At 51.8% G+C, this 23,920-nt stretch carries 23 protein-coding genes; 12 read left to right on the forward strand and 11 right to left on the reverse strand.

From position 1 onward, the window contains the following. Position 1 precedes the first annotated feature (1 nt). From L3D05_RS08890 to L3D05_RS08930, 9 genes are all read right to left on the reverse strand, one after another. Positions 2-703 (reverse strand): copper homeostasis protein CutC, encoded by a 702-nt coding sequence (locus L3D05_RS08890; RefSeq protein WP_239615675.1) that lies wholly within the window; start codon positions 701-703, stop codon positions 2-4. Continuing rightward, positions 700-2,169, reverse strand: coding sequence for a leucyl aminopeptidase family protein (locus tag L3D05_RS08895; protein ID WP_239615676.1), 1,470 nt, complete (start codon positions 2,167-2,169; stop codon positions 700-702). Before L3D05_RS08895 ends, L3D05_RS08890 begins: the two co-directional genes overlap by 4 nt. 8 nt (positions 2,170-2,177) lie before the next feature. Further along, positions 2,178-3,668 (reverse strand): dipeptidase PepV, encoded by a 1,491-nt coding sequence (gene pepV, locus L3D05_RS08900; protein ID WP_239615677.1) that lies wholly within the window; start codon positions 3,666-3,668, stop codon positions 2,178-2,180. Between the two features lie 11 nt (positions 3,669-3,679). Beyond that, positions 3,680-4,687, reverse strand: a complete 1,008-nt coding sequence (locus L3D05_RS08905) for an asparaginase (RefSeq protein ID WP_239615678.1) — start codon at positions 4,685-4,687, stop codon at positions 3,680-3,682. Then, positions 4,684-5,961, reverse strand: a complete 1,278-nt coding sequence (locus L3D05_RS08910; RefSeq protein WP_239615679.1) for an alpha-L-fucosidase — start codon at positions 5,959-5,961, stop codon at positions 4,684-4,686. Before L3D05_RS08910 ends, L3D05_RS08905 begins: the two co-directional genes overlap by 4 nt. An 88-nt stretch (positions 5,962-6,049) precedes the next feature. Then, positions 6,050-7,726 carry an ABC transporter substrate-binding protein gene (locus L3D05_RS08915; RefSeq protein ID WP_239615680.1) on the reverse strand — a complete coding sequence of 559 codons (1,677 nt, stop codon included), beginning with the start codon at positions 7,724-7,726 and terminating at the stop codon, positions 6,050-6,052. A 40-nt stretch (positions 7,727-7,766) separates the two neighbouring features. Continuing rightward, positions 7,767-8,663: a carbohydrate ABC transporter permease gene (locus L3D05_RS08920; protein WP_239615681.1), complete on the reverse strand. Its 897-nt coding sequence runs from the start codon at positions 8,661-8,663 to the stop codon at positions 7,767-7,769. 13 nt (positions 8,664-8,676) lie between these two features. Further along, positions 8,677-9,549 carry an ABC transporter permease gene (locus L3D05_RS08925; protein ID WP_239615682.1) on the reverse strand — a complete coding sequence of 291 codons (873 nt, stop codon included), beginning with the start codon at positions 9,547-9,549 and terminating at the stop codon, positions 8,677-8,679. A 196-nt stretch (positions 9,550-9,745) separates the two neighbouring features. Then, positions 9,746-12,046 carry a helix-turn-helix domain-containing protein gene (locus L3D05_RS08930; RefSeq protein ID WP_239615683.1) on the reverse strand — a complete coding sequence of 767 codons (2,301 nt, stop codon included), beginning with the start codon at positions 12,044-12,046 and terminating at the stop codon, positions 9,746-9,748. Between the two features lie 203 nt (positions 12,047-12,249). On the opposite strand from L3D05_RS08930, the gene L3D05_RS08935 reads away from it, so the two are divergent. Further along, positions 12,250-12,744, forward strand: coding sequence for a hypothetical protein (locus L3D05_RS08935; protein ID WP_239615684.1), 495 nt, complete (start codon positions 12,250-12,252; stop codon positions 12,742-12,744). Between the two features lie 15 nt (positions 12,745-12,759). On the opposite strand, the gene L3D05_RS08940 is transcribed toward L3D05_RS08935, so the two are convergent. Next, entirely contained in the window at positions 12,760-13,635 is an 876-nt protein-coding gene (locus tag L3D05_RS08940) for an AraC family transcriptional regulator (RefSeq protein ID WP_239615685.1), read from the reverse strand. 148 nt (positions 13,636-13,783) lie between these two features. Here L3D05_RS08940 and L3D05_RS08945 point away from each other — a divergent pair, with 148 nt between their 5' ends. The 10 genes from L3D05_RS08945 (at position 13,784) to L3D05_RS08990 (ending at position 21,270) form a co-directional block, all read left to right on the forward strand. Continuing rightward, positions 13,784-15,160: an MATE family efflux transporter gene (locus L3D05_RS08945; RefSeq protein WP_239615947.1), complete on the forward strand. Its 1,377-nt coding sequence runs from the start codon at positions 13,784-13,786 to the stop codon at positions 15,158-15,160. Positions 15,161-15,294: 134 nt separating this feature from the next. Then, positions 15,295-15,750 (forward strand): Dps family protein, encoded by a 456-nt coding sequence (locus tag L3D05_RS08950; RefSeq protein WP_239615686.1) that lies wholly within the window; start codon positions 15,295-15,297, stop codon positions 15,748-15,750. A gap of 163 nt (positions 15,751-15,913) precedes the next feature. After that, positions 15,914-16,357, forward strand: a complete 444-nt coding sequence (locus L3D05_RS08955; protein WP_239615687.1) for a MarR family winged helix-turn-helix transcriptional regulator — start codon at positions 15,914-15,916, stop codon at positions 16,355-16,357. A gap of 125 nt (positions 16,358-16,482) precedes the next feature. After that, positions 16,483-17,433 carry a ring-cleaving dioxygenase gene (locus L3D05_RS08960; protein ID WP_239615688.1) on the forward strand — a complete coding sequence of 317 codons (951 nt, stop codon included), beginning with the start codon at positions 16,483-16,485 and terminating at the stop codon, positions 17,431-17,433. After that, positions 17,430-18,047 (forward strand): alpha/beta hydrolase, encoded by a 618-nt coding sequence (locus L3D05_RS08965; RefSeq protein ID WP_239615689.1) that lies wholly within the window; start codon positions 17,430-17,432, stop codon positions 18,045-18,047. Before L3D05_RS08960 ends, L3D05_RS08965 begins: the two co-directional genes overlap by 4 nt. Then, positions 18,044-18,655 (forward strand): flavin reductase family protein, encoded by a 612-nt coding sequence (locus L3D05_RS08970; RefSeq protein WP_239615690.1) that lies wholly within the window; start codon positions 18,044-18,046, stop codon positions 18,653-18,655. Before L3D05_RS08965 ends, L3D05_RS08970 begins: the two co-directional genes overlap by 4 nt. Before the next feature lie 121 nt (positions 18,656-18,776). Further along, positions 18,777-20,021 carry an MFS transporter gene (locus tag L3D05_RS08975; protein WP_239615691.1) on the forward strand — a complete coding sequence of 415 codons (1,245 nt, stop codon included), beginning with the start codon at positions 18,777-18,779 and terminating at the stop codon, positions 20,019-20,021. A gap of 63 nt (positions 20,022-20,084) precedes the next feature. After that, positions 20,085-20,510: an SRPBCC family protein gene (locus L3D05_RS08980; protein ID WP_239615692.1), complete on the forward strand. Its 426-nt coding sequence runs from the start codon at positions 20,085-20,087 to the stop codon at positions 20,508-20,510. Further along, positions 20,497-20,859 (forward strand): ArsR/SmtB family transcription factor, encoded by a 363-nt coding sequence (locus tag L3D05_RS08985; protein WP_239615693.1) that lies wholly within the window; start codon positions 20,497-20,499, stop codon positions 20,857-20,859. Before L3D05_RS08980 ends, L3D05_RS08985 begins: the two co-directional genes overlap by 14 nt. A 135-nt stretch (positions 20,860-20,994) precedes the next feature. After that, positions 20,995-21,270 carry an alpha/beta-type small acid-soluble spore protein gene (locus L3D05_RS08990; protein ID WP_239615948.1) on the forward strand — a complete coding sequence of 92 codons (276 nt, stop codon included), beginning with the start codon at positions 20,995-20,997 and terminating at the stop codon, positions 21,268-21,270. A gap of 55 nt (positions 21,271-21,325) precedes the next feature. Here L3D05_RS08990 and L3D05_RS08995 read toward each other — a convergent pair whose 3' ends face one another. Beyond that, positions 21,326-21,775 carry a MarR family winged helix-turn-helix transcriptional regulator gene (locus L3D05_RS08995; RefSeq protein WP_239615694.1) on the reverse strand — a complete coding sequence of 150 codons (450 nt, stop codon included), beginning with the start codon at positions 21,773-21,775 and terminating at the stop codon, positions 21,326-21,328. Positions 21,776-22,034: 259 nt separating this feature from the next. Between L3D05_RS08995 and L3D05_RS09000 the strand changes: the two genes are divergently transcribed. Further along, a complete protein-coding gene (locus tag L3D05_RS09000) occupies positions 22,035-23,888 on the forward strand; it encodes an LTA synthase family protein (protein WP_239615695.1) in 1,854 nt (617 codons plus the stop codon). Positions 23,889-23,920: the final 32 nt, after the last annotated feature.

Raw genomic sequence — 23,920 nt, forward strand, 5'->3', positions numbered from 1 at the left:
CTCAGATGAGGGAGCGAGAGTCGATAATCTTCCGGACATGCTGCATCTTTACCGCGGAGATCGGACTTGCGAACGTATTGTCCTCGCGGATGGCGGAGCCGAAGTGAACTTCCGTTACGCCGGTTTCCTTTAGTACTTCATCCAATGCATCCGGAGTCAGACCATGCCCGGCGAGAATGCGCAGGTTCGTATGCCGTGCCGCTTCATTTAATTCGCGAAGGCGAGGAATCGCCCGCGGAACGGGAGCTTGTCCGCCAGAGGTGAGGATTCGGCTGATTTGCGGATAAGCGGCTATGGATTGCAATGCGCTAAGCTGATCCTGTATCTCGTCGAACGCACGATGGAACGTAACGTCCAGACGCTCGGCGGCGACTAGCAGCTTCTCCAGAGCGGGAATATGAATGCCTCCGGAGGAGGTGAGCGTGCCGAGCACGATACCGGCTGCGCCGGTCTGCCGAATCGTCTCGATGTCTCGTACCATCACGCCCAGGTCGTCTTCCTTATAGCAGAACGATTGGCTATGAGGACGAACCATCACGTTAACCGGGATCGAAGCCGCGGCCGTAACGGCAGCTTCGATCAAACCGAGACTCGGCGTTAGCCCGCCTTCGGCGATGCCCGTCACCAGCTCGATCCGGTCGGCTCCGAGACGGACGGCATCTCTCACATCGGAGACGCTAATGGCAATAACTTCGAGAATCATAGATCGGTTCCCTCCCCGTGCAGGCTACTATTGTGCATTACGTAATCGGCTAGCAAGCGGACTCCGAATCCCGTTGCGCCCGCCGTTTCATATCCCCGGTGGGCTGAAGCCTGAACGGTATTGGCCATGTCGATATGCGCCCAACGGACGGAGCCGCCGATAAATTTTCGTAGGAATAGGGCGGCGGCAACCGCTCCTCCGTAAGCGCTTGAGCTAATGTTGTTTAGATCGGCATATTCGCTTCGCAGCAGGCTCTCGTCATCGTCCACGAGCGGCATCGGCCATACGCGATCGCCGTTGCGTTCGCCAATGCCCTGCAGTTTCTCCGTGCAGCTCCGGTGTCCCCATACCCCTGCTACCCGAAGTCCGAGCGCATGGCCGATACTTCCGGTTAACGTTGCGATGTCGATGATCTCTTCGGCGCCTAGCCGTTGAGCATGGAGCAACGCATCGGCAAGGATTAGCCGACCTTCCGCATCGGTGTTGCCGACCTGCACGGTTAATCCGTTCGGATAACGAATGATCGAAGAGGGCAGCAGTGCTCCGGCTCCCGGAACATTATCGGCAATCGCGATAAGGGCGACGACATTGGCGGGGGACTCGTTACGGAGTAAGAAATCCAGCGCCCCGACGACCGCGCATGCCCCGCCCATATCGAAACGGGCCTCGCTTAGATCCCGTCCGGTCTTAACGTTCATGCCGCCCATGTCGAACGTCATCCCTTTGCCGACTAAGGCAAGCAGCGGAAGGGAGGGATTGGGCGAGTAGGTAAGCTCGATAAGAGCCGGCTGGTGCCGACTGCCTTGTCCCACGGCCAGAAGGCCGTTCATGCCGAATTGCTCGAGCTCCTCGCCCCGGTAAATTCTCGTCCCTACATTCCGTCCCGCGAACAGCCGCTCGACTTGTTCGACCAAGTACCCGGGTGTCATCACGTTCGCAGGCTCGTTGCACCAATCTCTTGCGAGCATGATGCTTTCCGCGCGATGAACCGTCCTTGCGATCATACGGTTAAGGGATTGGGGTTCTTTATTCTCGCTAATGAGAAACATCCGCTCGATGGACTGCTGCTGTGGAGTTTGTTTGTATTTATCAAATGTATAACGGCCTAATAGCCAGCCTTCCACCCAAGCCTCCATGAACGATTCTTCATTAAGATTATCCGCCGAGACTTCCAGGGCAACGGCAACGGAACGATAGCCTTCCGTCCCGATCGCCCGGGCGGCGCATCCGGCTGCTCGACGTAACCGTTCGGCATCGAAACCGGCAACTGAGCCAAGTCCGACGAGCATTCGATGCTGCTTGCCCCTTGCGCCGTATACAACGGTGATCTTGCCTGCAGAGACCATTGCGGGCCTAAGCTCGAAGTCGAGCCCGGACGGCGTAGCGTCTCCCTCCATGACCAGATAGAGAATGATCTCGACTTCATCTGCAACGCGATCTTCTCGGTTAACGACCGTAATATTCATAGACGCGATTAACCTTCTTTCCGCTGCGAATAATCCAAATTAGCTAGTTCGTAGATCGCCCTGGCGTAGAGGGCCGTTGCTTGCATCAAGCTGTCGATCGCTATCGATTCGTCTTGCTGATGGGCGGTATCCGGCTCGCCCGGGAATAGCGGACCGAACGCAACGCAACTCGCCAGCTTACAAGCGTAGGTTCCGCCTCCGGTCGATAAGAGCGTCGCTTCCATGCCGATATGCTCCGAATATATCTTCTGCAGCGTAGGAATCATGGGATGGTCGGACGGGACTACGTGCGGTGGCTTGAGGATCGGGGGCGTCAATTCGAAGCCATATCCTTCAATCCGGGAAGCGATATTCGCGACGATCGCTTCTCCTTCCGTACATACCGGGAAGCGAATATTCAAATGGAAATAAGCATCCCTATTATGAGGTTCGTATCGGAGCAATCCGATATTGACGGTAAGCGGTCCCATCACCTCGTCGCAGCATGCAATCCCAAGGGCTGTCCCCGAAGTGTCTCCCGCTAGCAACTCGACCGCTGCATGTATAAATCGGCGGTCATCACCGGTAAACGGTTGTTCGTATAGAAATTCCAACAAGCGAATGCCCGCGTTGTCGCCCGTTTCCGGAGCCATGCCGTGAGCGGACTTGCCTTCCATGCGGAGAATCGCGGCGGCATTCTGCTCAGTTAAATCCGAGGCCATTGAGCCTACGATCTGTTTGTTGGCGCAATACGACCAGAAAGCCGTGATTAACCGTTCCAACTGAGCGGGCGATCCTTGAACGACGGCTTCCGCGCGATCGGGAACCATATTGGCGGCCGTCCCTGCTTGGAAAGAGCGGAGTCTATAGCCGACTAGCCCAGATTCGTTCTGCCGAGCGCTGCCTTCCGAGAAGCGCAAAGTCATCCGGGAATTCACTTGTCCCTTCTCCGCATGGACGATCGGGAAGTCCGCATCGGGCGTGAATCCGGCTACGGGCGGCAGCTCATGGCGATTATAGACGTCCATGCAATTCATACCAGTTTCTTCGTCCGTCCCCACAATGAGGCGAACCCGATGGCGGAGCGGCAACCCAAGCTCTTTCACGATGAGAAGCCCGTATAACGCGGCAATAGCCGGTCCTTTGTCGTCAAGAGCGCCGCGCGCGTAGAGTCTGCCGTCCCGAAGAGTTGGTTCGAAGGGCGGGGAGGTCCACTCTCCGCTTGCGGGTACTACGTCAACGTGGCACAGAACCGCAATGTAATCCGCGCCCGTCTCCTCATCGGTTGCATCATATTCGGCATATCCGACAATCCCGTCAATACTCGCGGTTCGAAGCCCTTCCCGTCCGGCTAAGTCCAGGATAAAAGCCAGCGCTTTAGCCGATTCGATTCCGAGCGGCATTCCGGGAGTTGCCGACTGTTCGTCTTTCACGCTCGGGATAGCAAGCAGCGACGACAAGTCGCGCAATAGCGCGTCCTGCCGTCGCGTAGTTTCGTCATTCCAATCGATGTCCGTCATAGTTCTCACTCCTAACGCAGCGTAAATACGCTGCGGTTTTCACCGATGACAAGGCCGTTATCATTGCGTATGTCGGGAGAACCGATCTTGTACATTCGGGAGATCGTATCCTTGTTGCCGTAGCCGATCTGCTCTAAGATCGAGGCAACGGCAATCGGCCATTCATCCTCGGAGCCATCCGTTACTTTCAATGCGAACGCCAATCGTTCCTTCTTGAGCGCAAAGCAGTAAATGCCTTTGGCGCCGCCCTTGGCGACGATATTGTCGTCCATAAGCAAGTTAGGGCAGATGAGATAATCCGCGGAGATCATCGTCGGATACTTATTCATGAGAGACGTTACTTTCACAACCGCTTGCCGCAGCCGTTCGTCTTCAATGAGATCGGGGCAAGCGAGCTTGAGGAAAGCTAACGCCATATTCCGAAGGGGCATGCCGAATACAGGGAAGCCGCAGCCGTCCGTGCCGATTCGAATGTCCTCGACGGGACATTCCGAGAGCTCGGCCGCGATGCTGGTAATTCGTTTCTGCGCCGGGTGATCCGCGGTATAGTAATCTTCCAGCGGATAACCCATTCCGATGCAATAAGAGAGAACGCCGAGATGTTTGCCCGAGCAATTGTGATAGATCCGTCGCTGCGGCTTGCGTTCCGCGACCAACGCATCTCTGGCATCCGCGTCCAAAGGATAAGTAGGCTTGCAGACGAGCGATTGCTCGTCCAAGCCTAACTTGTTCATCATCCCTTCGAGAGCTTCCACGTGATAGGGGAGAGCCCGGTGCGAAGCCATCATGATCGCTTGCTCCTCGGAGGTAAAGCCGAATCGGTCGTCGAACCCTTCGAGGAAGAAAGGAATCGCCTGAATCGGCTTTGCCGCGGAGCGCATGAACGTGACCCATTCCGGATCGCCGGCATGATAGGCGATCCGCCCGGTTTCCTCTACGCCGCAAACATGGCCGTAGTGAACATTCTCCAAGTGACCTCCCCGATATTCCAGAACTAAAGGCTCGGCCCCGCTCGTCATGGAAGCAGCTCCAATTCAATAACGGTATCCCTTTCGTCGGGAAGCATCGCGCCCTTCAAGTTAATGAACGCTCCGCTATCGATGTCCGAATACTGCTCCGCCATCCACGGAAGTTCGACTTTAAGCTCCGTGCCGTCCTTAAGCAAGCGAGCCCGTTTGATCTTGCCTTTCAAGCCGGCGAAATAAGTCGGCCCGATGCCGCGATCGAAGACGTGCGCGTACAGCTTGTTGCCTCTCTGCGTGTAGCGGCCCCATTCCGGCTTCGCCAGCTCGGAAGCCCCGCATCCGTAAATGCTGTCGCCGTTCAGGCGCAGCCATTCGCCGACTTCGGCCAATACGTCCAAGGACTCGCGGGTGATCTCGCCTTTGGCGTCCGGTCCGACGTTAAGCAACAGGTTGCCGTTCTTGCTGACGCACTCGACCAGCGTGCGAATGACTTGCGATGGAGATTTATATTCGCGATCCCCGGAATGGTAACCCCAGTTATCGTTTAATGTAATGCAAGCTTCCCACGGTATGGAAACGCCGTTCACGTCCACGATGCCGCCCGGCGGGATGATCTGTTCCGGCGAGTAGAAGTCTCCGGCGTATTCCTCAGGTTCCGCTGCGCGGATGTCTCCACCGAGACGATTGTCGATGATGATATCCGGTTGAATGGAGCGGATCATGCGAATGAGCTCGGTCGCTTTCCATTTCTCTCCGGTCATGTTGTCGTATGAGAAGTCGAACCACATAATATCGATTTTGCCGTAATTCGTGAGCAGTTCCCTTACTTGGCCGTGCATGTATTCCAGGTAACGATCGAAGTCGATCGGCTTGTCCTTGGCGGCTTCGTTGTGGCGATCTGGGTGAATACGGTCGCCGTAACCCGGATAATCGGGGTGATTCCAATCGATAATCGAATAGTAGAGTCCGACGCTGATGCCTTCTTCGCGGAAAGCATCGACGTACTCGCGAATAAGATCGCGTCCGGCAGGCGTGTTCGTTGCTTTAAAGTCGGTGAGCTGACTGTCGAACAAGCAGAAGCCGTCGTGGTGTTTCGTCGTTAAGACGGCGTATTTCTGCCCGGCCGCCTTGGCTGCCCGAGCCCAAGCCTTAGGGTCGTACCGGGCGGCGTCGAATTCGTCGAAGTAGACCTTATATTGCTCGAAGGTCATTTTCTCGTTGCCCCTAAGCCATTCTCCCCTGGCCGGAATCGAATACAACCCCCAGTGAATGAACATTCCGAATCGATCTTGCAGGAATAACCGCGTTCTCTCTTCTCTTGTACTCATAACTAGTAGCCTCCCAAGTGAATATGCTCATGTGAATCGGAGGGACCCGCCCATGGAACTTCCATGGAACGAGTCCCCCGCGACTTTCTTATTTGGTTTGCGCGTCGTAAGCTTCTTGGTAAACTTCGAGCAGATGCTTGAGGTTCATGCTATCAAGCGTCTTCACGTAGGTATCCCATTCCTTGTCGATATTCGCATCTCCAATAACGAAGCGAGCAAGCATCTCGTCCACGTAGTCGTTGACGGTTTTCGAAAGATCGGCGACCTCAGTCGCTTGTTCGTTCGTCATGAACAACGGAGGAACGGTTGCGATGTTCGTCGGTTTGTAAGGCTCGTAGTTGTTTTTCGTTTCGTTGTACAGAATGACTTCGAGATCTTCTTCGCCTTTGCTGACCGCGCTTAGGCGGAATTCGTTGGAGCGAAGGGCAGGACCTGTTTGCGCCCAGTTCACGTTCTGTACTTCTCCGAAGGATTTGAGCTCGGACCATTTGGCCGGCTGTCCGTTAATGCCGACTTCGCCGTCGGTCGCATTGCGCCATTCTTGGTCCGGACGGCCATAGTTGCTGCGCAAGGTGTGTTCGTATTCATATAATCCGTCCGCCCAACGGAGAGCGACTTCCGGATTTTTGGCTTTGTTCGTGATGAGGAAAGAACCTGTCGTCAAGCTTGTCGCGTCGGTCGGCGCGTATTGCACGCCGGCAGGGCCTTTTAAGACAGGGACGGTCACGTACTCGCTCCAACGGCCGCTTTCTCCTAACAATTGCGTAAATACGCCTTGGTGTCCGCCGGTGGATGCGCCGAGAATGACGGTTTTCGGATTTTCTCCGATCTGAATGAGTTGGTTGTCGTCTTGCGTGAACGATTCAGGAGCGATAAGGCCTTCGGAGTACATTTTGTTCAAGTACTTCAAGCCTTCTTTCCACTCCGGCTTCGTGAAGGAGACGTCAAGCTTGCCGTCTTGGACGTACAGATGCTTAGTCGTGCCGTACATCGGGTTATACACGAAGGAGTTCATTAAGAAAGCATCAATGGAAGATCTCCAGGATTTAGGAGCGATGGACAACGGGATTTCGTCCGCTTTGCCGTTGCCGTTAGGATCTTGGGTCTTGAAGGCTTTCAGCACGTTGTACAGTTCTTCCGTCGTCGTAGGCATTTTCAGGTTCAGCTTTTCGAGCCATGGCTTATAGATCCACATTTTCTGGCTCTGCGAGCAGTGGTAACATTCGTTGACTTCGGGCAGGGAGTAAATGTTGCCGCCCGGTGCCGTAATCGCTTCTTGGATGTCCGGGCGATCGGCGAACAGCTTCTTCGTTTGCGTGCCTTGTTTCTCGATCAGGTCATTCAGCGGAAGGAATACGCCTTGGGAACCGTAGATCATCTCTTGCGCGGGGGACACGTTCATCCCGAAAATCACGTCCGGATAATCTTCGCTCGCGAGCACAAGGTTCAGCTTCTCCTGCATGCTTTGCTCGGGAACGACTTCCCAATCGATATGCACGTTCGTTTTCTCTTCATACCATTTGGTAAATTCGTTCGTAGAGAAATCTTCGACGAGCGGATTGCCGCGAACCATCACTTTAAGCGTTACTTTTTCCTTCGTAATCGGATAAGTTCCAGGCTCGGTCAGCAGGCTGTTCTCGGCGCTGGCGCTTCCCGCCGGAGCGCTGGATGCGGCGTTATTCTCGTTGTTGGAGCTCGAGCAAGCGGATAAAACCGTCGAGAGCATCAAGATTGCCGCGATTAGGGTGAACAATGACTTCTTCATATAGACCCTCCAATAGTGGTTGCGAAGTGGTTGTTACGCTTTAACCTTTAATGGATCCAATCATGACGCCTTTCACGAAAAACTTCTGAACGAACGGATAGATCAGAAGCAAAGGCACGGAGGATACGACGATGAGGGAATATTTCAACAGCTCGCGAAGCCCTTGGCGGGCCGCGGCCGATTTGACATCGCCCAGCATGTCGATTTTCACTTCGTTCTGGACAAGAATGTCCCTTAGTATCAGCTGCAATGGATATAAGTGCGGGTCTTTCAAGTAAATCATCGCATTAAAATACTGATTCCAATGGCCGACCGCGTAGAATAGCGCGATGACGGCGATGATAGGTCCCGATAAAGGGATGACGATTCGGAGCAGGAAGCGGAAGTCGTTGCAACCGTCGAGCTGCGAAGCTTCCAGTAGCTCGTGAGGAATGGTCGTCTGAAAATAAGTCCTCATAATAATGACATTCCATACGGAGAGCGCGGTCGGGATGAGCATCGCCCAGACGGTATTGATCATATGCAGGTCTTTCACGACGAAATAAGTCGGAATGAGGCCTCCGCTGAACATCATCGTGAAGACGAAGAGCAGCATGAATATATTTCGTCCGCGGAAATCTCTCCGCGACATCGGGTAGGCGGCCATTATCGTCATGATAATGTTAATGAGCGTACCCGCCACCGTATAGAAGACGGTATTCTGAAAACCGGTAAGAATATTTTTGTTCTTAAATACGGCTTTATAACCATCTAGCGATGGATCTACCGGCCATAACCATACTTTTCCCGAAAGCACGGCATAGCTGGAGCTAAACGAAGCGCTAACGACATAGATGAGCGGATACAGTACGGCGATTAGCACGATCGAAAGTACGATGTAATTCACGATCGTGAATGCGCGGTCGCTGCCCGATTCCCGAATACTGGACTTGTTCACGGTTTCGTCCCCCTTACCATAAGCTTTCCTGCCCGACTTTCTTAGCCGTTTGGTTCACGATGATAAGCAAGATGAATCCGATGGCGGCTTTGAACAGACCGATGGCAGTCGCATAAGAGAAGTTAAGGGCTTGGGAAACCATGCCGACTTTGTAGACGTAGGTGTCGATAACTTCGGATGCCCGCAGATTGAGGGCGTTCTGCATAATTAAGATTTTCTCGAATCCCGTCTCCATAATTTGACCCGTATTCAGGATCAATAGAATAACGGCGATAGGCAGGATGCCAGGGATGTCGATGTGCCGCATTCTCTGGATTTTGTTCGCGCCGTCCATGACGGCCGCTTCGTGAAGCGATGGATCTATTCCGGCAAGCGCCGCCAAGTAGATGATGCAGGCAAAGCCGACATTCTGCCAGACGTGGGACCAGACGTAGATGGATTGAAACATCGACGCTTCGCCCATGAAATTGATCGCGTCTACTCCGAACCATCCGAGCACCGTGTTCACGATGCCTGTCCGAGGGTCAAGGAACTGGAACAGCAACCCGACCACGACGACAAGAGAGATGAAGTAAGGCGCGTAGGTGACCATCTGCACCGTTTTCTTGAATCGCTCGTTCTTCACGTAATTCAATCCCAGAGCTAGCAGGATCGGAAACGGGAAGCTTGCGGCCAATGTATAGAAGCTGATGGACAACGTATTCTTCAGCAACCGCCAGAATTCGTAGGAATGGAAGAAACGCTCGAAGTGCGCGAATCCTACCCACGGGCTTCCGAACATGCCTTTCGTAACAGTGAATTGCTTGAACGCGATAACGCTTCCGAACATCGGCACGTACTTGAACACGATGATATACAGAAGCGGCAACGCGAACAGCGCATACAACTGCCAACCTTTCCGTACATCGTATAAAGTTTTCAGCTGCGATCCCCCCTCGGCGTATGACTTGGTGTATCCGGCCGGTGATTCGAAGTATAGGGGATGTAAGCGTTTGCGTAAATCAGACAGATTCAAGGACTATGCACGATTTTAGAAAGTCATGAAAGCGCTTTTATTCCGTATTCAGACGTTATTCAATTGTTTAGATTCCATTACGCGAATTTCTGCGAAACTCCGTGGCACTAAGGCCGTTGGCTCTTTTGAAAGCACGGCTGAACGAGTTTAAGGAATAATATCCGACCCACGCGGATATTTCGTTAACCGGCATTTCGCTCTCGCTCAGCATTCGTTTGGCATGCGTCATTCTGACCGTTTCCAGGTAGTCAGAGAAATTGACGCCGGTCTGTTCTTTGAAAAAATAGGAAATATACGCTTCCGATGTGTTGAAACGGTCGGCAAGCGTCGTTAGGCTCAAGTCGGTTTGCATGTATTGTTCTTCCAGATGACGAATAAGATCGTCCTTTAATTGTTTATTATGGCTTTTCTTGCGGTCATGCTGCTTGCGGCACAACTGCAGGAAAGCGGCGGTTAGCTGTTCGAAAGCCGCTTTCGGGGAGCGTCCGGATTCGGAGGCAAGCAAGGCCGCTTCGACTTCATCGCTTTGGCGGTCGGATTCGCCGCCGGATTGCTCGCAGCACTTCAGCAGCGTCCCCGTTATTTCGTTAACGAGAATCTTATACACGGCGGTAGGCAAGTTGTTCTGATGGAGATTATTGTCCCGGATTTGCTCCAGTAAGGCCTCGGTTTCCGGTAAGCTCCCAGACTTAACTAGATTGATTAGCCGAAGCTCGACGTCCGGCGGATAATAATACGCGGGAAGCGCGGAGCTTTCGTCGTCATGGAAAATAATGGACCGTTCCTCGGACCAGCTTTCTCTATGCAACAGCAGCCGAGCTTCTTCATAAGATCGGCTGATCTCCGTCATCTGAAGGTAACAGCCGCCGACAGGCATGTACGTGAGTACGTTAAGCGAATGGGCAAGTCGGCCATGAAGATCCTTCAGCGTATGGCGAATCTCCTCCAAGAAGGTAGAGGCGGATTCCGAATCTCCGTTAATAAGCAGGCCGATCTGATTCTCTCCGAGATCGTGCGACGAGATCATTTTGCCGTAAGCTTTGGAAATAACGTCCCGAATGGCGATTTTGCGGAAATCGAGCTCGGTCAGCATCTCTTCGTTGTAAGTTCCGTCATAACCGGCGATAACGAGTATACCTACAGCGTAATAATCGCCTTCCCACGCTTGGCGGGAATGTTCCATGGCGACCGCGATGTCCTTATTGGACAAGTAATGGCCTCTGAGCAGACGGTCATAGAATCCGCTTCGGATGAGGGGAACCTGTTGATCCATTTTTTCCGACAGAAAATCGTTGCTATGAATTAAGTTAGTCACGGAAGAGCGCACATAGTCCCACACCATACGGTTCGGGGCGACTCCCGCATTGGCGCGTTGGGAGGGGAGCACTCGCAGAAGCATCCATAGCGGACGGCTGTTGCGATAAGAGAATAGCAAGGCTGCCAGCAGGCCGATAACCAAGCTGATTAGGATAATGGTTAGAATAAGCTGCTTGAAGTATTGCACCTTCTCGAGCACGTAAGCTTCCGGCTGCGCGGATAAATAGGTCCAGCCGTTGTAGCTTGACGTTGTTTTCGTGACGAGCATGCGATGGCCGTCAATATCGAGAGGAGTGAATCCGTCCCTCAGGTCCGTTGTCCAGCCGATATCGGTTTGAGTGCCGGTCCGGCTGATGATCTCGCCCTTGCCGTCCGTAATGAAGGCGAAGCCGCCGTTGCTGGAATCAAGCTTGTGAAGCAAGCTGTGAATCTGGTTGTTGTCGATGAGCATAAGAACGATTCCCGAGCTCGTCTGCGAACCGATAGATTGCATATAGGATACAACGGAATGGCTTTTGCCTTTATACACAGCGAGTCGGCCAGGGTAGAAAGTTTTCGAGCTGCCCCGATTTCTAAGATCTCCGAGCCATTCCTCGTAGGTTTGGTCATCGTAATGGAATTCCAGATCGTAAAATTGGCGGAGAGAGTAGGAGTTGCGAGGAGAAACGACAACCTCGCTATGCGGATAAACGACGTAATAGTCCAAAATAAAATGGTTGAATAGGGAATAGTCGAACAGATCCTTCTTCAATTCCAGGATGCGTACGGGGTTAGTCCCGAAGAAGGGCTTGTTCACATATTGAAAAGACTGCGCCTTCGTGCTGCTGGCTACCTGCTCCGTAATCGTCTCGAGTTCCTCGAAGCGGCGGTCCATAATTTCCTTGGTCTGTTCCATAACCGCATAAGCCGTCTCCTTGGAATGGTTCTCGACCAGGGAAGAGGTTTTCTCGTAAGCATATAATCCAACGGCCAGAAATCCCGCTAGCAATATCGCGTAGGGGACGAAAAAATGAATCCAAACTTTAATGCTTCCGCGGCCGTCCTTGGGCATGTTAACCTCTCCTTGATGTCTAAACTAGTTGATCGAACGGAAATGAGAACGTTTACTCGATGATAACAAAAAAAGCCCGATTCCGGTATGGATATCGTTGTCTGAAAGTTAAAGGACGCGAATAGACTAGAAGACGACAGTATTAATGAAAGCGCAATCATAGCGTGACAGCTCCTAATTAGGAACAATAAGGAGAGATGGCGATGGGAACGCGTTTGTTGTCCGAGTATTTGATTAAGAAGCACAATCCGCAGTTGAGATATGTAAGAGCCTATACGAGCGGGAAAAACATGGCCACCTTATATGCATGGAACGATGACTTGAAGTTGTCCGAGCAGGACTCTGCCACGCTGAAACGGTTTGCTTCCGGCTACTTGCCATCCTATGTCTGTTATCAGGTCAAGGAATACTCCAAGATTCAGGAGGATCGGGTTCCGCAGGTGTACGACTTGCCGGAAAGCATCGTGAAGACGGCGATGACCCGGGATCTAGACCAATACGGAATCGTGGCTATCATTAACACGATGCTGGCGAGCGGCGGGATGGCATTCAGCAGGTATGATTTCAATACGGGGTATTTGCATTTCAACGTGCATACGATGACCATCGTTACGGAGATCGAGAAAGAGATTATTCGCAGGTACGTATCCGAGATTATTCCGCTTGGTTATCGTTGCGAGCTCAACTACTTCAATTAAGAGACAGGCTTCCTCTTATGAGAAACGTTGGCGGTATTGTCGAGGGGATAACCCTTCCGCCTTCAGGAAGCATGAGCTGAAGTAGGGCGCTTGGTTGAAGCCGACTTCTTCGGCAATCCTAGCAATCGGATGGTCGGTTTGCATGAGCATCAGCTTGCTCTGTTCGATCCGGTACCGAAGCAAATAATCCATCGGGGATTGGCCATATTCTTTTTTCATGCAGCGGGCGATGTATACGGGGTGGAAATTTAAGCTTTCGCCGAGCGCCTGAGCGGTAATTTCCTCCCGGTAATGGCTTCGCAGATAGGCGGCGGCTTGTTCGGCGCAGGCCGTAGCGGGCGTGGCGAGCTGCGACTCGATGCTGGCGGCTAGCAACTGTAGCGCTTCTTGGAACAGAAGCTGTTCCTTGAAGCGGGAGGAACGAAGATGAGCTTCCGGGCCGATCGCGATCATCTGTTCGAGAATCTCTTCGAGTTTGCCCGGTTGAGCCAGCTTGGCGAATTGGGGCAGCGCTAGCGGGAATGCTAAAGTATCAAATTTATAGGAGTCACTTGATTCGTCAACCGGTTCCGGAGATGGAAGAAGCGGAATCGTATCGGTAGCTTGCCAGGCTCCGGTCGTCTGAAAGTGCAACCAGTAATAATCCGTCTGTTCTTTACATCCATCGGTAGAGTAATGATAGCAATCCGGACGAAGAATAAGCGCGTTCCCCGCACCCACTTCGTATTTCCTCTCTTCTTCCCCGATATAGAGACATCCTTTTTTGACCACCAACAGATCGAATAATTGGATGTTGCGTCTGTTCATATGCCGATCTCCGACCGTAAACTCCGCAAAGCCACTTGCGATGTAATGGAGCAGAGGCGGCAGGGTGAACTCTAACAGTTTCAAGCGCAACCCCTCCTAAATACAGGTTTGTAAAATGAAAGTTTCGGTTTGAAAACTAACACATGATCTTCTGTATTCACACTATAATGTGTTTTATATCAGAAGTCGAACCGAAATTTTCGATAACGACCTGAATGTCATAGGAGTTGGAATAGTGAAATCAACGAGCAACCCATTCGGTCTGTGGACTTTAGCTTGGCCGATATTCATCGAAGTATTTTTGCAGACGCTGCTCGGAACGGTAGATACGGTCATGGTTAGCCGGATATCGGATGACGCCGTGGCGGTCGTCGGGTTGGCGGGACAATTGTTCGGCGCCTTGACGACCTTGTTCATGACGATCGCCGGAGGAGCCGGAATTCTGATCGCTCAGAAAATCGGGGCCAGACGCGGTGAAGATGCCCGGACGATCGCGATTATGGGAGTCACGGTAAGCACCCTGATTGGAATAGCGATAAGCGTTTTGTTATATACCCAGCCTCATGCTTTGGCGAGGATGCTCCATCTATCCGATGATCTGCTTCCGCTATGGAAGGACTATGTTGCCTACTTCGGCGGGGGAATGTTTCTATCGGCTATGATCGCAGCGCTCAGCACGGCCATTCGGAATACCGGTAATACGAAAGCGCCGATGTTCATCGGGATCGCCATGAACGTTATCCATATCGCCATGAACTACGTGCTGATCTTCGGAATGTTCGGTTTCCCGGAATGGGGTCTCTTCGGTGTAACGGTATCCGGTAACGTCAGCCGTTTATTCGCGGTAATTCTATTGTTCTACGTGTTCATTCATTCTTTCGAGCGTAAGATTCAGCTTGCCGAGTGGCGTATATTCAATTCCAAGTTATTCAAGGAAATCATCCGCATCGGTTGGCCGCTCGGGGTCAATATGTCCGGTTGGGTATTCTCGCAGCTTGCGATTTATACTTTTCTCGCCATTTTAGGTGCCCAGGAGCTCGCGGCAAGGACATACATGAATACGCTGGAATCGTTTTGTTTTATGCTCGGCTATGCTTTTGCTCTTGCGGTTCAAATACAGATAGCCCATTTGTATGGGGCGGCGAAAACCCGGGAAGCCTACAAAGGTGCCTACAGGGCGCTTTATATTAGCCTTGCCGTCGTTACCGCGAATGCCTTGTTGTTGCTTCTATTAGGGAAGTACCTGCTGGGGATATTTACGAATGATCCGGTCATCCTTTCTCTAGGACAGTCATTGCTTGTGCTTAATTTGATCCTGCAGCCGGCCAAGGTGCTTAACATGTCCCTGAATAATGCGCTTAATGCGGTTGGAGACACTCGCTATACGATGGTAACGTCGCTCGTCTCTATGTCGATTATCGCGACTGGCTGCTCTTATTGGCTGGGAATTCATGCGGGGTGGGGTCTTATCGGCATTTACTGCTGCATGATAACGGATGAATTAGTACGCGGCATTCTTGTCCTTCACAGATGGAGAGGGCAGAAGTACTTGCGCAAAGGAGAAACGACGCCCTCTCTTCCAAAGGAGACAGCGGCGTTAACCGTCTGATTGGTTATCCGGAAAGGCAGCTTCATCTAATCTTCATCGAACCTTCATGCCATGTTCATGAAAGACGACCATTCCCGTGTTACTATTAATTTATATTTAGATTAAATATAAATTAAAATAATGGAGGAATTCACATGATCGCAAATGCAAACACGCTTACGATAAGCGCTGTTCTCAATCAGCAGATTGCCAATTGGAACGTTCTGCATATGAAGCTGCATAACTATCACTGGTATGTGAAGGGGCCGCAATTTTTCACGCTGCATGCGAAGTTCGAAGAGCTATATACTGAAGCGGCTACGCACATCGATGTATTAGCCGAGAGACTTCTGGCCGTCGGGGGCCATCCGGTGGCTACGCACGCGGACAGCCTTCGCTTGGCGACCGTCAAGGAGGCGACTGGAGAAGAAACTCCGGAACAGATGGTGACCGCTCTCGCGGAGGACTTCTCGTTATTAGTCGGGGAGCTGCGTCAAGGAATTAAGATCGCGGACTCCTGCGACGATGAGGATACGGCGGATTTGCTTCTGGGCATTAAGACGGGTTTGGAGAAACAGGTTTGGATGCTCAACGCGTTTGCCGGTAGATAACCTCGGTTAATGATGTTTGAAGCGGATAGGGTGCCTCGATGAATGAGGGCTCTATCCGCTTTTTTCTTATAGTCGGGGATTGACAATTCATTAAAATTGTATTATCTTAAATTTAAGATAAATGAATTTGAAGGAAAGCAGATGCGAAAGGAGGAAGAACGAGATGGCGGACAAACGCGATGCCTCGCTGGATCTCTTCATCGCTTTAAGCCGGGCAAGCCAATGGGTGAATGCGCACGCGGATCGGGATATTAAGAGCTATGGTCTAAACCGCACCGAATTTGGCGTTCTCGAGCTGTTATACCATAAGGGGTCTCAACCGTTGCAGCAGATCGGCGGCAAGGTGCTTATGAGTAGCGGCAACATTACGTACGTCGTGGATAAGCTCGAACAGAAAGGCTTCGTACAACGCAGAGCTTGCACGGAGGATCGGCGAACGGTCTACGCGGAAATCACCGAGTCAGGCAAAGGGTTGCTCGACGAAGTGTTCCCCCTCCATACCGAGATCATCCATAAAGCGGTGAACGGTTTGACCGACGAGGAGAAGAAAGTCGCGCACGAGCTTCTCAAGAAGCTAGGTAAATATGCGGAAGAAGATTTCAAGTAGCGAGTTGCGACAGCATGGATCTATGGCCCGGTTGCAACCGCTCCTTTTATCCCATATATCTCAAATTAAAGATTCTTAATTTTTAGCAATTAAAATAGAGCCTTAGCGGCAAGGAGAAGATCAAAATGAGACAACAAACAACGGGAATTCACCATGTTACAGCTTTCGTAAGGCATGCGCAGGCTACCGTAGATTTCTATTCGGGTGTATTGGGCTTACGGTTAGTGAAAAAGACGATCAATTTCGACGCTCCGGAAGTGTACCATCTCTATTTCGGCAATGAAGCGGGGAGCCCGGGAACGGCCATTACTTTTTTCCCGTGGCCGACATCGCGCCAAGGTAGAATCGGGGGCGGACAAGTGGGAATCACGAGCTATGTCGTTCCTATGGGGAGTCTTGATTTCTGGAAATCGCGGTTTGAGAAATTCGGAATCGCGATGACGTTGACGCGCAGATTCGGGGAAGAGCTTGTACAGATCGAAGACCCGGACGGCCTAAGGATCGAGATCGTGGAACGCGAACAAGGAGCCGCGAGCAAGTGGGCGTTCGGTGGGGTGCCGGCGGACAAAGCGATCAAAGGCTTCGGCGGCGCAGTGTTGTTCAGTACGGCCCCGGCGCGTACCGCTGCCGTGTTGGAGCAGGTGATGGGTCTAGTGAAAATTTCCGAGGAAGGCGACTTTGTCCGGTTCCAAGCGGCGGGAGATTTGGGCAATCTAATCGACGTGAACGTGGCGCCGATGTCGCCGGGAACAGGCGGAGCCGGTACAGTTCACCATATTGCATGGCGGGCGCAAGACGACGAGGATCATGCTCGTTGGAGAAGTCTAGTAGACGAGAGCGGCTTTCGTCCAACGCCATTCATCGATCGGCAATATTTCAATGCGATCTACTTCCGGGAAGAAGGCGGAATATTGTTCGAGATTGCGACAGATCCTCCGGGATTCTCTCGGGATGAGCCTGCGGAGACGATGGGTAACAAGCTGATGTTGCCGGAATGGTTGGAAGCGCATCGTGCGGAGATCGAAGAGGGGCTGCCGCCTATTCAAGTGCGAGTATTGGAGGCCGATCAACAATGAAGCATATCTATAAGCAAGGGATAGATCCCAAAGCGCCGCTGCTCGTTCTACTGCATGGGACGGGCGGAACGGAACATGATTTGCTCCAATTGGCCGAGGTCATATCACCCAAATCGTCGGTTCTAAGCGTAAGAGGCAATGTGCTGGAAAATGGAATGCCGCGTTATTTCCGAAGATTGGCCGAGGGGGTGTTCGATATCGAGGATCTTAAGTTTCGGACAAAGGAGCTATACGACTTCTTGAATCAAGCTTCGGCGGAATACGGGTTTGACCGTCATAACCTAGTGGCGGTCGGTTACTCTAACGGCGCTAACATCGCGGGAAGCCTATTGTTTCACTATGAAGGCTCCTTGAAAGGAGCCGTCCTCCATCATCCTATGGTTCCTATCCGTGATATGAAGCTGCCCGATCTGACGGGGGTTCCCATCTTCATCGGCGCGGGAGCGAACGATCCGATCTGCTCGCCGGAAGAGACGGAGGAGCTGAACGGGTTGTTGTCCGAGGCCGGAGCCGACGTTACCGTTCATTGGGAGAGATTCGGCCACCGTCTAACCGCTTCCGAAGTAGATTCGGCGGCGGTATGGTTCGGGACGAAGTTCGAGGTTCAATCATGATGAACATCGATCCTGCAAGCCAGAGCGAGCGGGATAATTATAAGCTGCTAATAGGGAGCATTATCCCGAGACCGATCGCCTTCGTTACCACATTATCGTCTAAGGGGGTGTTGAATGCGGCCCCGTACAGTTATTTCAATATCGTAACCGCGAATCCTCCGATGATCTCGATATCCGTACAGAGGAAGAACGGGGAACGCAAGGACACTTCCAGGAACGCTATCGAGACAGGCGCTTTCGTCGTTCATATTTCGGATGAGTCTTACATCGGGCAAATCAATGAAACGGCTGCCAATCTCCCGCCGGAAGAAAGCGAAATTGCCTTGGCTGGCTTAACTCCGATATCTAGCGAGAAGATTGCCGTTCCGGGAGTCGCGGAAGCGAAGATTCGCATGGAATGTGTACTGGAACAAGTGATCCCGCTTGGCGGCGATGCGCAGTCGCCGGCCTGCGATCTGCTGATCGGGCGAATCGTATGCTTTCATATGGATGAGACGTTGTACGAGAACGGCCATATAGACCCCGTTAAGCTCGCGCCGGTCAGCCGGCTTGCGGGAAACTCTTATGCTAAGCTGGGTGAACTGTTCGCCATAGAGCGGCCTGAATAAAACAACCCGAAAGGATTTCGCCCATGAACGCGTGGCAGAATCCTTTCGGGTTGTTTTTTTGCGCCTATTCTGGGTAGTTTATTACGGTGTAAAAAAACATTTCGCCACGGAGGGGACAAAGATGGTTGTCGCCAAACGACATTCGCGGAGCCGTTCCGGCAAATTCGATCGACAGACGCTGCTATTACTTACAGTGAACGGCCTTTTCATTACGGCAAGCGCGTTATCCGGCACTTATTTCGGCGTTTATATATGGAAAGCCGGCAACAACTTTCTGAATATCGGTTGGTTTACATTGCTCAGTCACCTTTCCATGGCCCTTACGTTCTGGATCGCGGGCAACGGCGTGAAGGAAGGGAACAAAATGGTTGTGTTGAGGCTTGGGATCGGTTTCTCCGCGGCTTTCTATGCTTCGGTGCTTCTGCTGGGGGGACATGCTTTATCCTACATAGGTTTGCTTGGAGTGCTGCAAGGCGTAGCCAACGGGTTATTTTGGCTGGCCTTCAATGTCGTATACTTCGAAATTACGGATGCAGACAATCGGGACCGCTTTAATGGTTGGGCGGGCGTGGTCGGTTCCGTCGTAGGCATGATCGTTCCTTGGTGCTCCGGCTATCTGATCTCGCGCATGGGGGGAACAAGCGGATATAGGGCGATATTCATCCTCTCTTTCTGTATCTTCGTGGTCGGCATCGCTGTGAGCTTTTTTCTTCGTAACAGGAATACGGAAGGGCAGTACGATTGGAGATGGCCCTACCGCATTTTGCTCAATCTAAATACGGCCTGGCGTCCTGCGTTGGGGGCGCTTGCCAGCCAGGGAATTAGAGAAAGCGTCTTCGGCGTCATGATCGGGGTTCTCGTCTATGTTCAGACGGGAAGCGAGCTGAAGCTCGGCAACTTTGCGCTGATTACGTCGGTAGTAGGGTTCATCAGCTTCTTCTCCATAGGAAAATGGCTTAAGCCCGCATGGCGAAATCATGCCATGATGATCGGTGCGATCGCGCTGATCGCGGTAATCGTTCCGCTCTTCTTCGGGATCAGCTTTACGACATTGCTTATTTTTGGCGTAGGTGCCGCTTTGTTCTTGCCTCTCTATATGCTCCCGATGACCTCGGCGGTGTTCGATCTGATCGGACAAGACGAGGATAGCGTTCGGCAGCGAGTGGAGTATGTCGTGGCCAGGGAATTGGCGCTGAATGTGGGAAGGATCGTGGGTATGGCGATTTTCATGGGCACGGTCTACGTAAGCCGAGAGCCTCTCGTCTTGAACGTTCTGTTGCTGTTCATCGGCTGTTCTCCGCTGTTAAGTTGGATGTTCATGCGGCGTGTGCTGACGTGGGGCGGTCAGAGGCGGAAGTTGACATGAAACCAAAAGGTTTCGTATACTTAATGTGAAACCAAAAGGTTTCCTATATTAGGAGGTAATCTCATGTCCAATACACTGCCACACCAATTGCCCGACATCCGTCAGACACAGCTGTTCAATGCCCCGATCCAGAAGGTGTGGGCCGCCGTCGCTTCTTCCCAGGGGATTGCTGCCTGGTTTATGCAGAATGATTTCGAGCCGGTTGTAGGCCACGAATTTCATCTGGATGCAGGGCCCTTCGGGAAGTCGCCGTGCAAAGTGACGATTATTGATCCACCCAACCGCCTTTCCTTCAATTGGGGCAAGGATTGGACGCTCACGTTCGAGCTGGCCGAGCGGGGAGACCAGACGGAATTCACCCTGATCCACGGTGGTTGGTCCGCGGAAGGGGCAACGGAATTCGGGGAGCCGCATGAAGTCGTTCGCGATCGCATGAGCCAAGGCTGGGTCGGAATGGTGCAGAAGTTGGGGACTTATGTCCAAGCTTAACGCTTCGGTTGCCCCTCAGAAGCATGATGTCTTTCAAGCGATCGCGGATCCGACCCGGCGAGGGCTTCTTAGATTGCTCGTTGATCAGGAGATGCCTGTGACCGCGATTAGCAGCCATTTTCCAATGACGCGCACGGCTGTCTCTAAGCACCTGCGTATTTTGTCAGATGCCGGCCTTGTTAAGGAAAGGAAAGTCGGTAGGGAAACGAGATATCGACTGGACACGGATCCTCTGCAGGAGCTCAAACGTTGGTTGTCGTTCTACGAGCGGTTCTGGGAAAATAAGCTGGACGCTCTCAAACGGTACGTCGAGTCAGACGAAGAAGATATCCACTTGGCTAATGATTAGTGCATAAAATGTTCGAATAGGGAGTTGAAATATGACGTTCCCGCCTTTCGAATATTTCTGCTTTAACCGGGTACGATAGGAGCGAAGCGAGAAGGTACATTCGCGAAGATTCGACCGGAAGCGGGTGCATGGATGATGGCAAGAAGAAGGAAGTTGGTCGTGCCGGGTGCCGAAGAAGGAGTGAATGCCTTCAAGGCGGAGGTCATGAGTCGGGAAGGCTATGCCGTTAATCCGGCAAGGCCCGACGACGTGAAATACGAAGTGGCGGAGGAACTCGGCATCCCGCTGCAACCAGGACGCAACGGCCAGTTGACGACGGAGGAAGCCGGGCAAGTAGGCGGCACAATCGGAGGCGCGATGGTCCGGGAGATGATCCGGTTGGCGCAGGAGAAGTTGGCCAAGCGGGAATGACAAGAAGCGAAGAGTCGGGATTACCGGCTCTTCGCTTCTTTGTCGTTCGGGACAATCACTCTTGTATTTTCGAAGCGATGGACTGCAAGGTGCCCATGCATTTTTTCAATTCAAGCAGATCTTCGTCTTCCAATGAACCGAGTTTTATCCGAATTCGTTCAGTCAGACTTTTCCGCAACTCCTGACATAACCGCTCTCCGTTAGCCGTGAGCGCGATTCGGACGACTCTGCGGTCTTCCGTGCTCGTAGTTCTCTCCGCCAGCTCATGACGTACCAACTTATCGATTAGAGGGGTCATGTTAGGCCGCGAAATACGCAGTTGGTTACATAGTTCGGATACGCTCGCACTTCGTAATTCGAACAAGGTTAATAGCACTTCCAGATTCGATCGGGACAATTGAAAAGGGATATTGTCAAGAGAGATAGAACGGAACAGTTTCTTCTTGATTAAAGGAAGCGAAGTCAAGAAGCACTCAGATACCGTGTCCAATAATTCCGCTCTCATTAAGCTCACCCCCTGATATGTAGGTATGGATTAAATTAAGTATAGCATGGTTGCCGTGCAAAATAGATATTGACTTATAATTGTTATGATTATATAACTAATATATCGAATGGAGCGAATGAGTAAAGCTCTTTTTTTGTCCTTTCCGCGAACGAATCGCGGATTGTTTGTCGTTTTTAAGAAAATCTTCAGGAACTTTGGTGCAATTTTTTAGTAGATTATTAAGTAGCGTGGCGGTTTGCGGAAAGGGATGAAACGAATGGGCTTGCTGATTAAGTTGGGTAACCGACGGTTTACGCTGTTTACTTTGCTTCTGTTGTTCAAATGTAGTTTGGCTTGGTTCGTTGTATTCGAAGACGGGCCTTCCTGGGGAACGATGCTGACGGAAATTCCGTTCTTCTGGCTCGTATTCTGTCTGATTGAATGGTTCGCAAGCAAGAGGAAGCTTCTCTACTATACGATAGCCAATCTATTGTTTACGCTACTCTATTTCACGGTACTCATGTATTACAAATATTACGGGATCATCGTAACGTACCACGCACTGAGTCAAGCGGATAAAGTGACCAAGGTCGGCAACAGCACCTACTCGCTCATGGACCCCTATTATTTGCTTATTTTCGTAGATGTCATCGTACTCATCGCCATTCCGTTATGGTTGAACAAGAAGTCCAAGAAGATTCAACTAAGCCTGAAGCCGATCAGCAGAACGGCTCTGTCCGCACTGTTCCTCGTATCGATCGTCCTGTGTTTCTTCAGCATTTGGCCTAACCGGGCTAGCATGAACGAGAACAAGCAGGCCGAGGAAATGGGCATACTGAACTATGAGATATACACGATATTCGCCGATAGTACGGAGGATGCGGAGCTGGTGGAGATGGAGGACATCACTCAGCCCGTCATCGATGACTTGAAAGGCGTTAAGAACGAGTCTAGTCCGCAATACTTTGGAGCGGACAAAGGGAAAAACGTCATTATCATTCAAATGGAGTCGTTCCAGAACTTCCTTATCGGACTAAACATAGACGGACAAGAAGTGACTCCGAACTTGAACAAGCTGGCTAAGGAAAACTTCCATTACGATAACTTCTATACGATGGTCGGCCAAGGAACGACGTCCGATGCCGAGTATGTCGTGAATACGTCTCTTTACGTGCCGAAGCACCAAGCGGCCACGGCGGACAACGTGAAGAAGGAGTTGCCGAGCTTGCCGAAGTTGCTTGAAGCGGCAGGGTATACGACGGCAACCTTCCATACGAACGACGTGGAGTTCTGGAACCGTCGCGAGCTGTACGATGCGATCGGATGGCAAAAGTATTACGACAAAAGTTTCTTCGGGGACGGAGATCACGTTGCTTTCGGGGCGTCGGATGAGGTCCTCTATACGAAAACGTTCGATGAGCTGAAGAAGATCAGCGAAAGCGGCAAGCCATTCTACGCGCAGATCATCAGCATGAGCTCGCACCATCCTTATAATATTCCCGAAGAGAAGGTCACGTTGAAGCTTCCTGAGAAGCTGGAAGATACATTGATCGGTCGGTATATCCAATCCCAGAATTATTCCGACAAGGCGCTGGGGGCATTCATCGATAACTTGAAACAAAGCGGATTGTGGGACGATAGCATCGTTCTCCTATATGGCGACCATCAAGGACTGCCCGTATATTCGCTTGATAATGATGAAAATGAAGCGATGGAAGAGCTGCTGGGCCACAAATACGGCTATGCCGATATGTTCAATATTCCTCTCGTCATGCATGCTCCGGGAGTTACGTATCCGGCCGTTATCGAGCACACGGGAGGGCAGATCGATATTCTGCCGACGGTCGCTAACTTAACGGGCGTATCGCTCTCGAATCAGATTCATTTCGGACAGGACTTGTTGAATCAAAGCGCGAACGTATTGCCGATGAGGCATTTCCTTCCTTCGGGTTCGATTATTACGGATAACGATGTGTTCGTGCCGGGAATATCGTACGAGGATGGAACGAACTATCCGCTGAGTCCCCGGAATGACGCAGAAGGCGGAGCGGCGCAAGAGCAGTACGAGCACGCTCTTGAGCTGCTTAATCTGTCCGACAGCTATGTTAAGCAACTAGAAGATAAACAATAATTGCAGCTTTCATGTACGAAAGGCTATCCAAC

This window comes from Cohnella mopanensis (assembly GCF_022352055.1).
GTDB classification, from domain to species: Bacteria; Bacillota; Bacilli; order Paenibacillales; family Paenibacillaceae; genus Cohnella; species Cohnella mopanensis.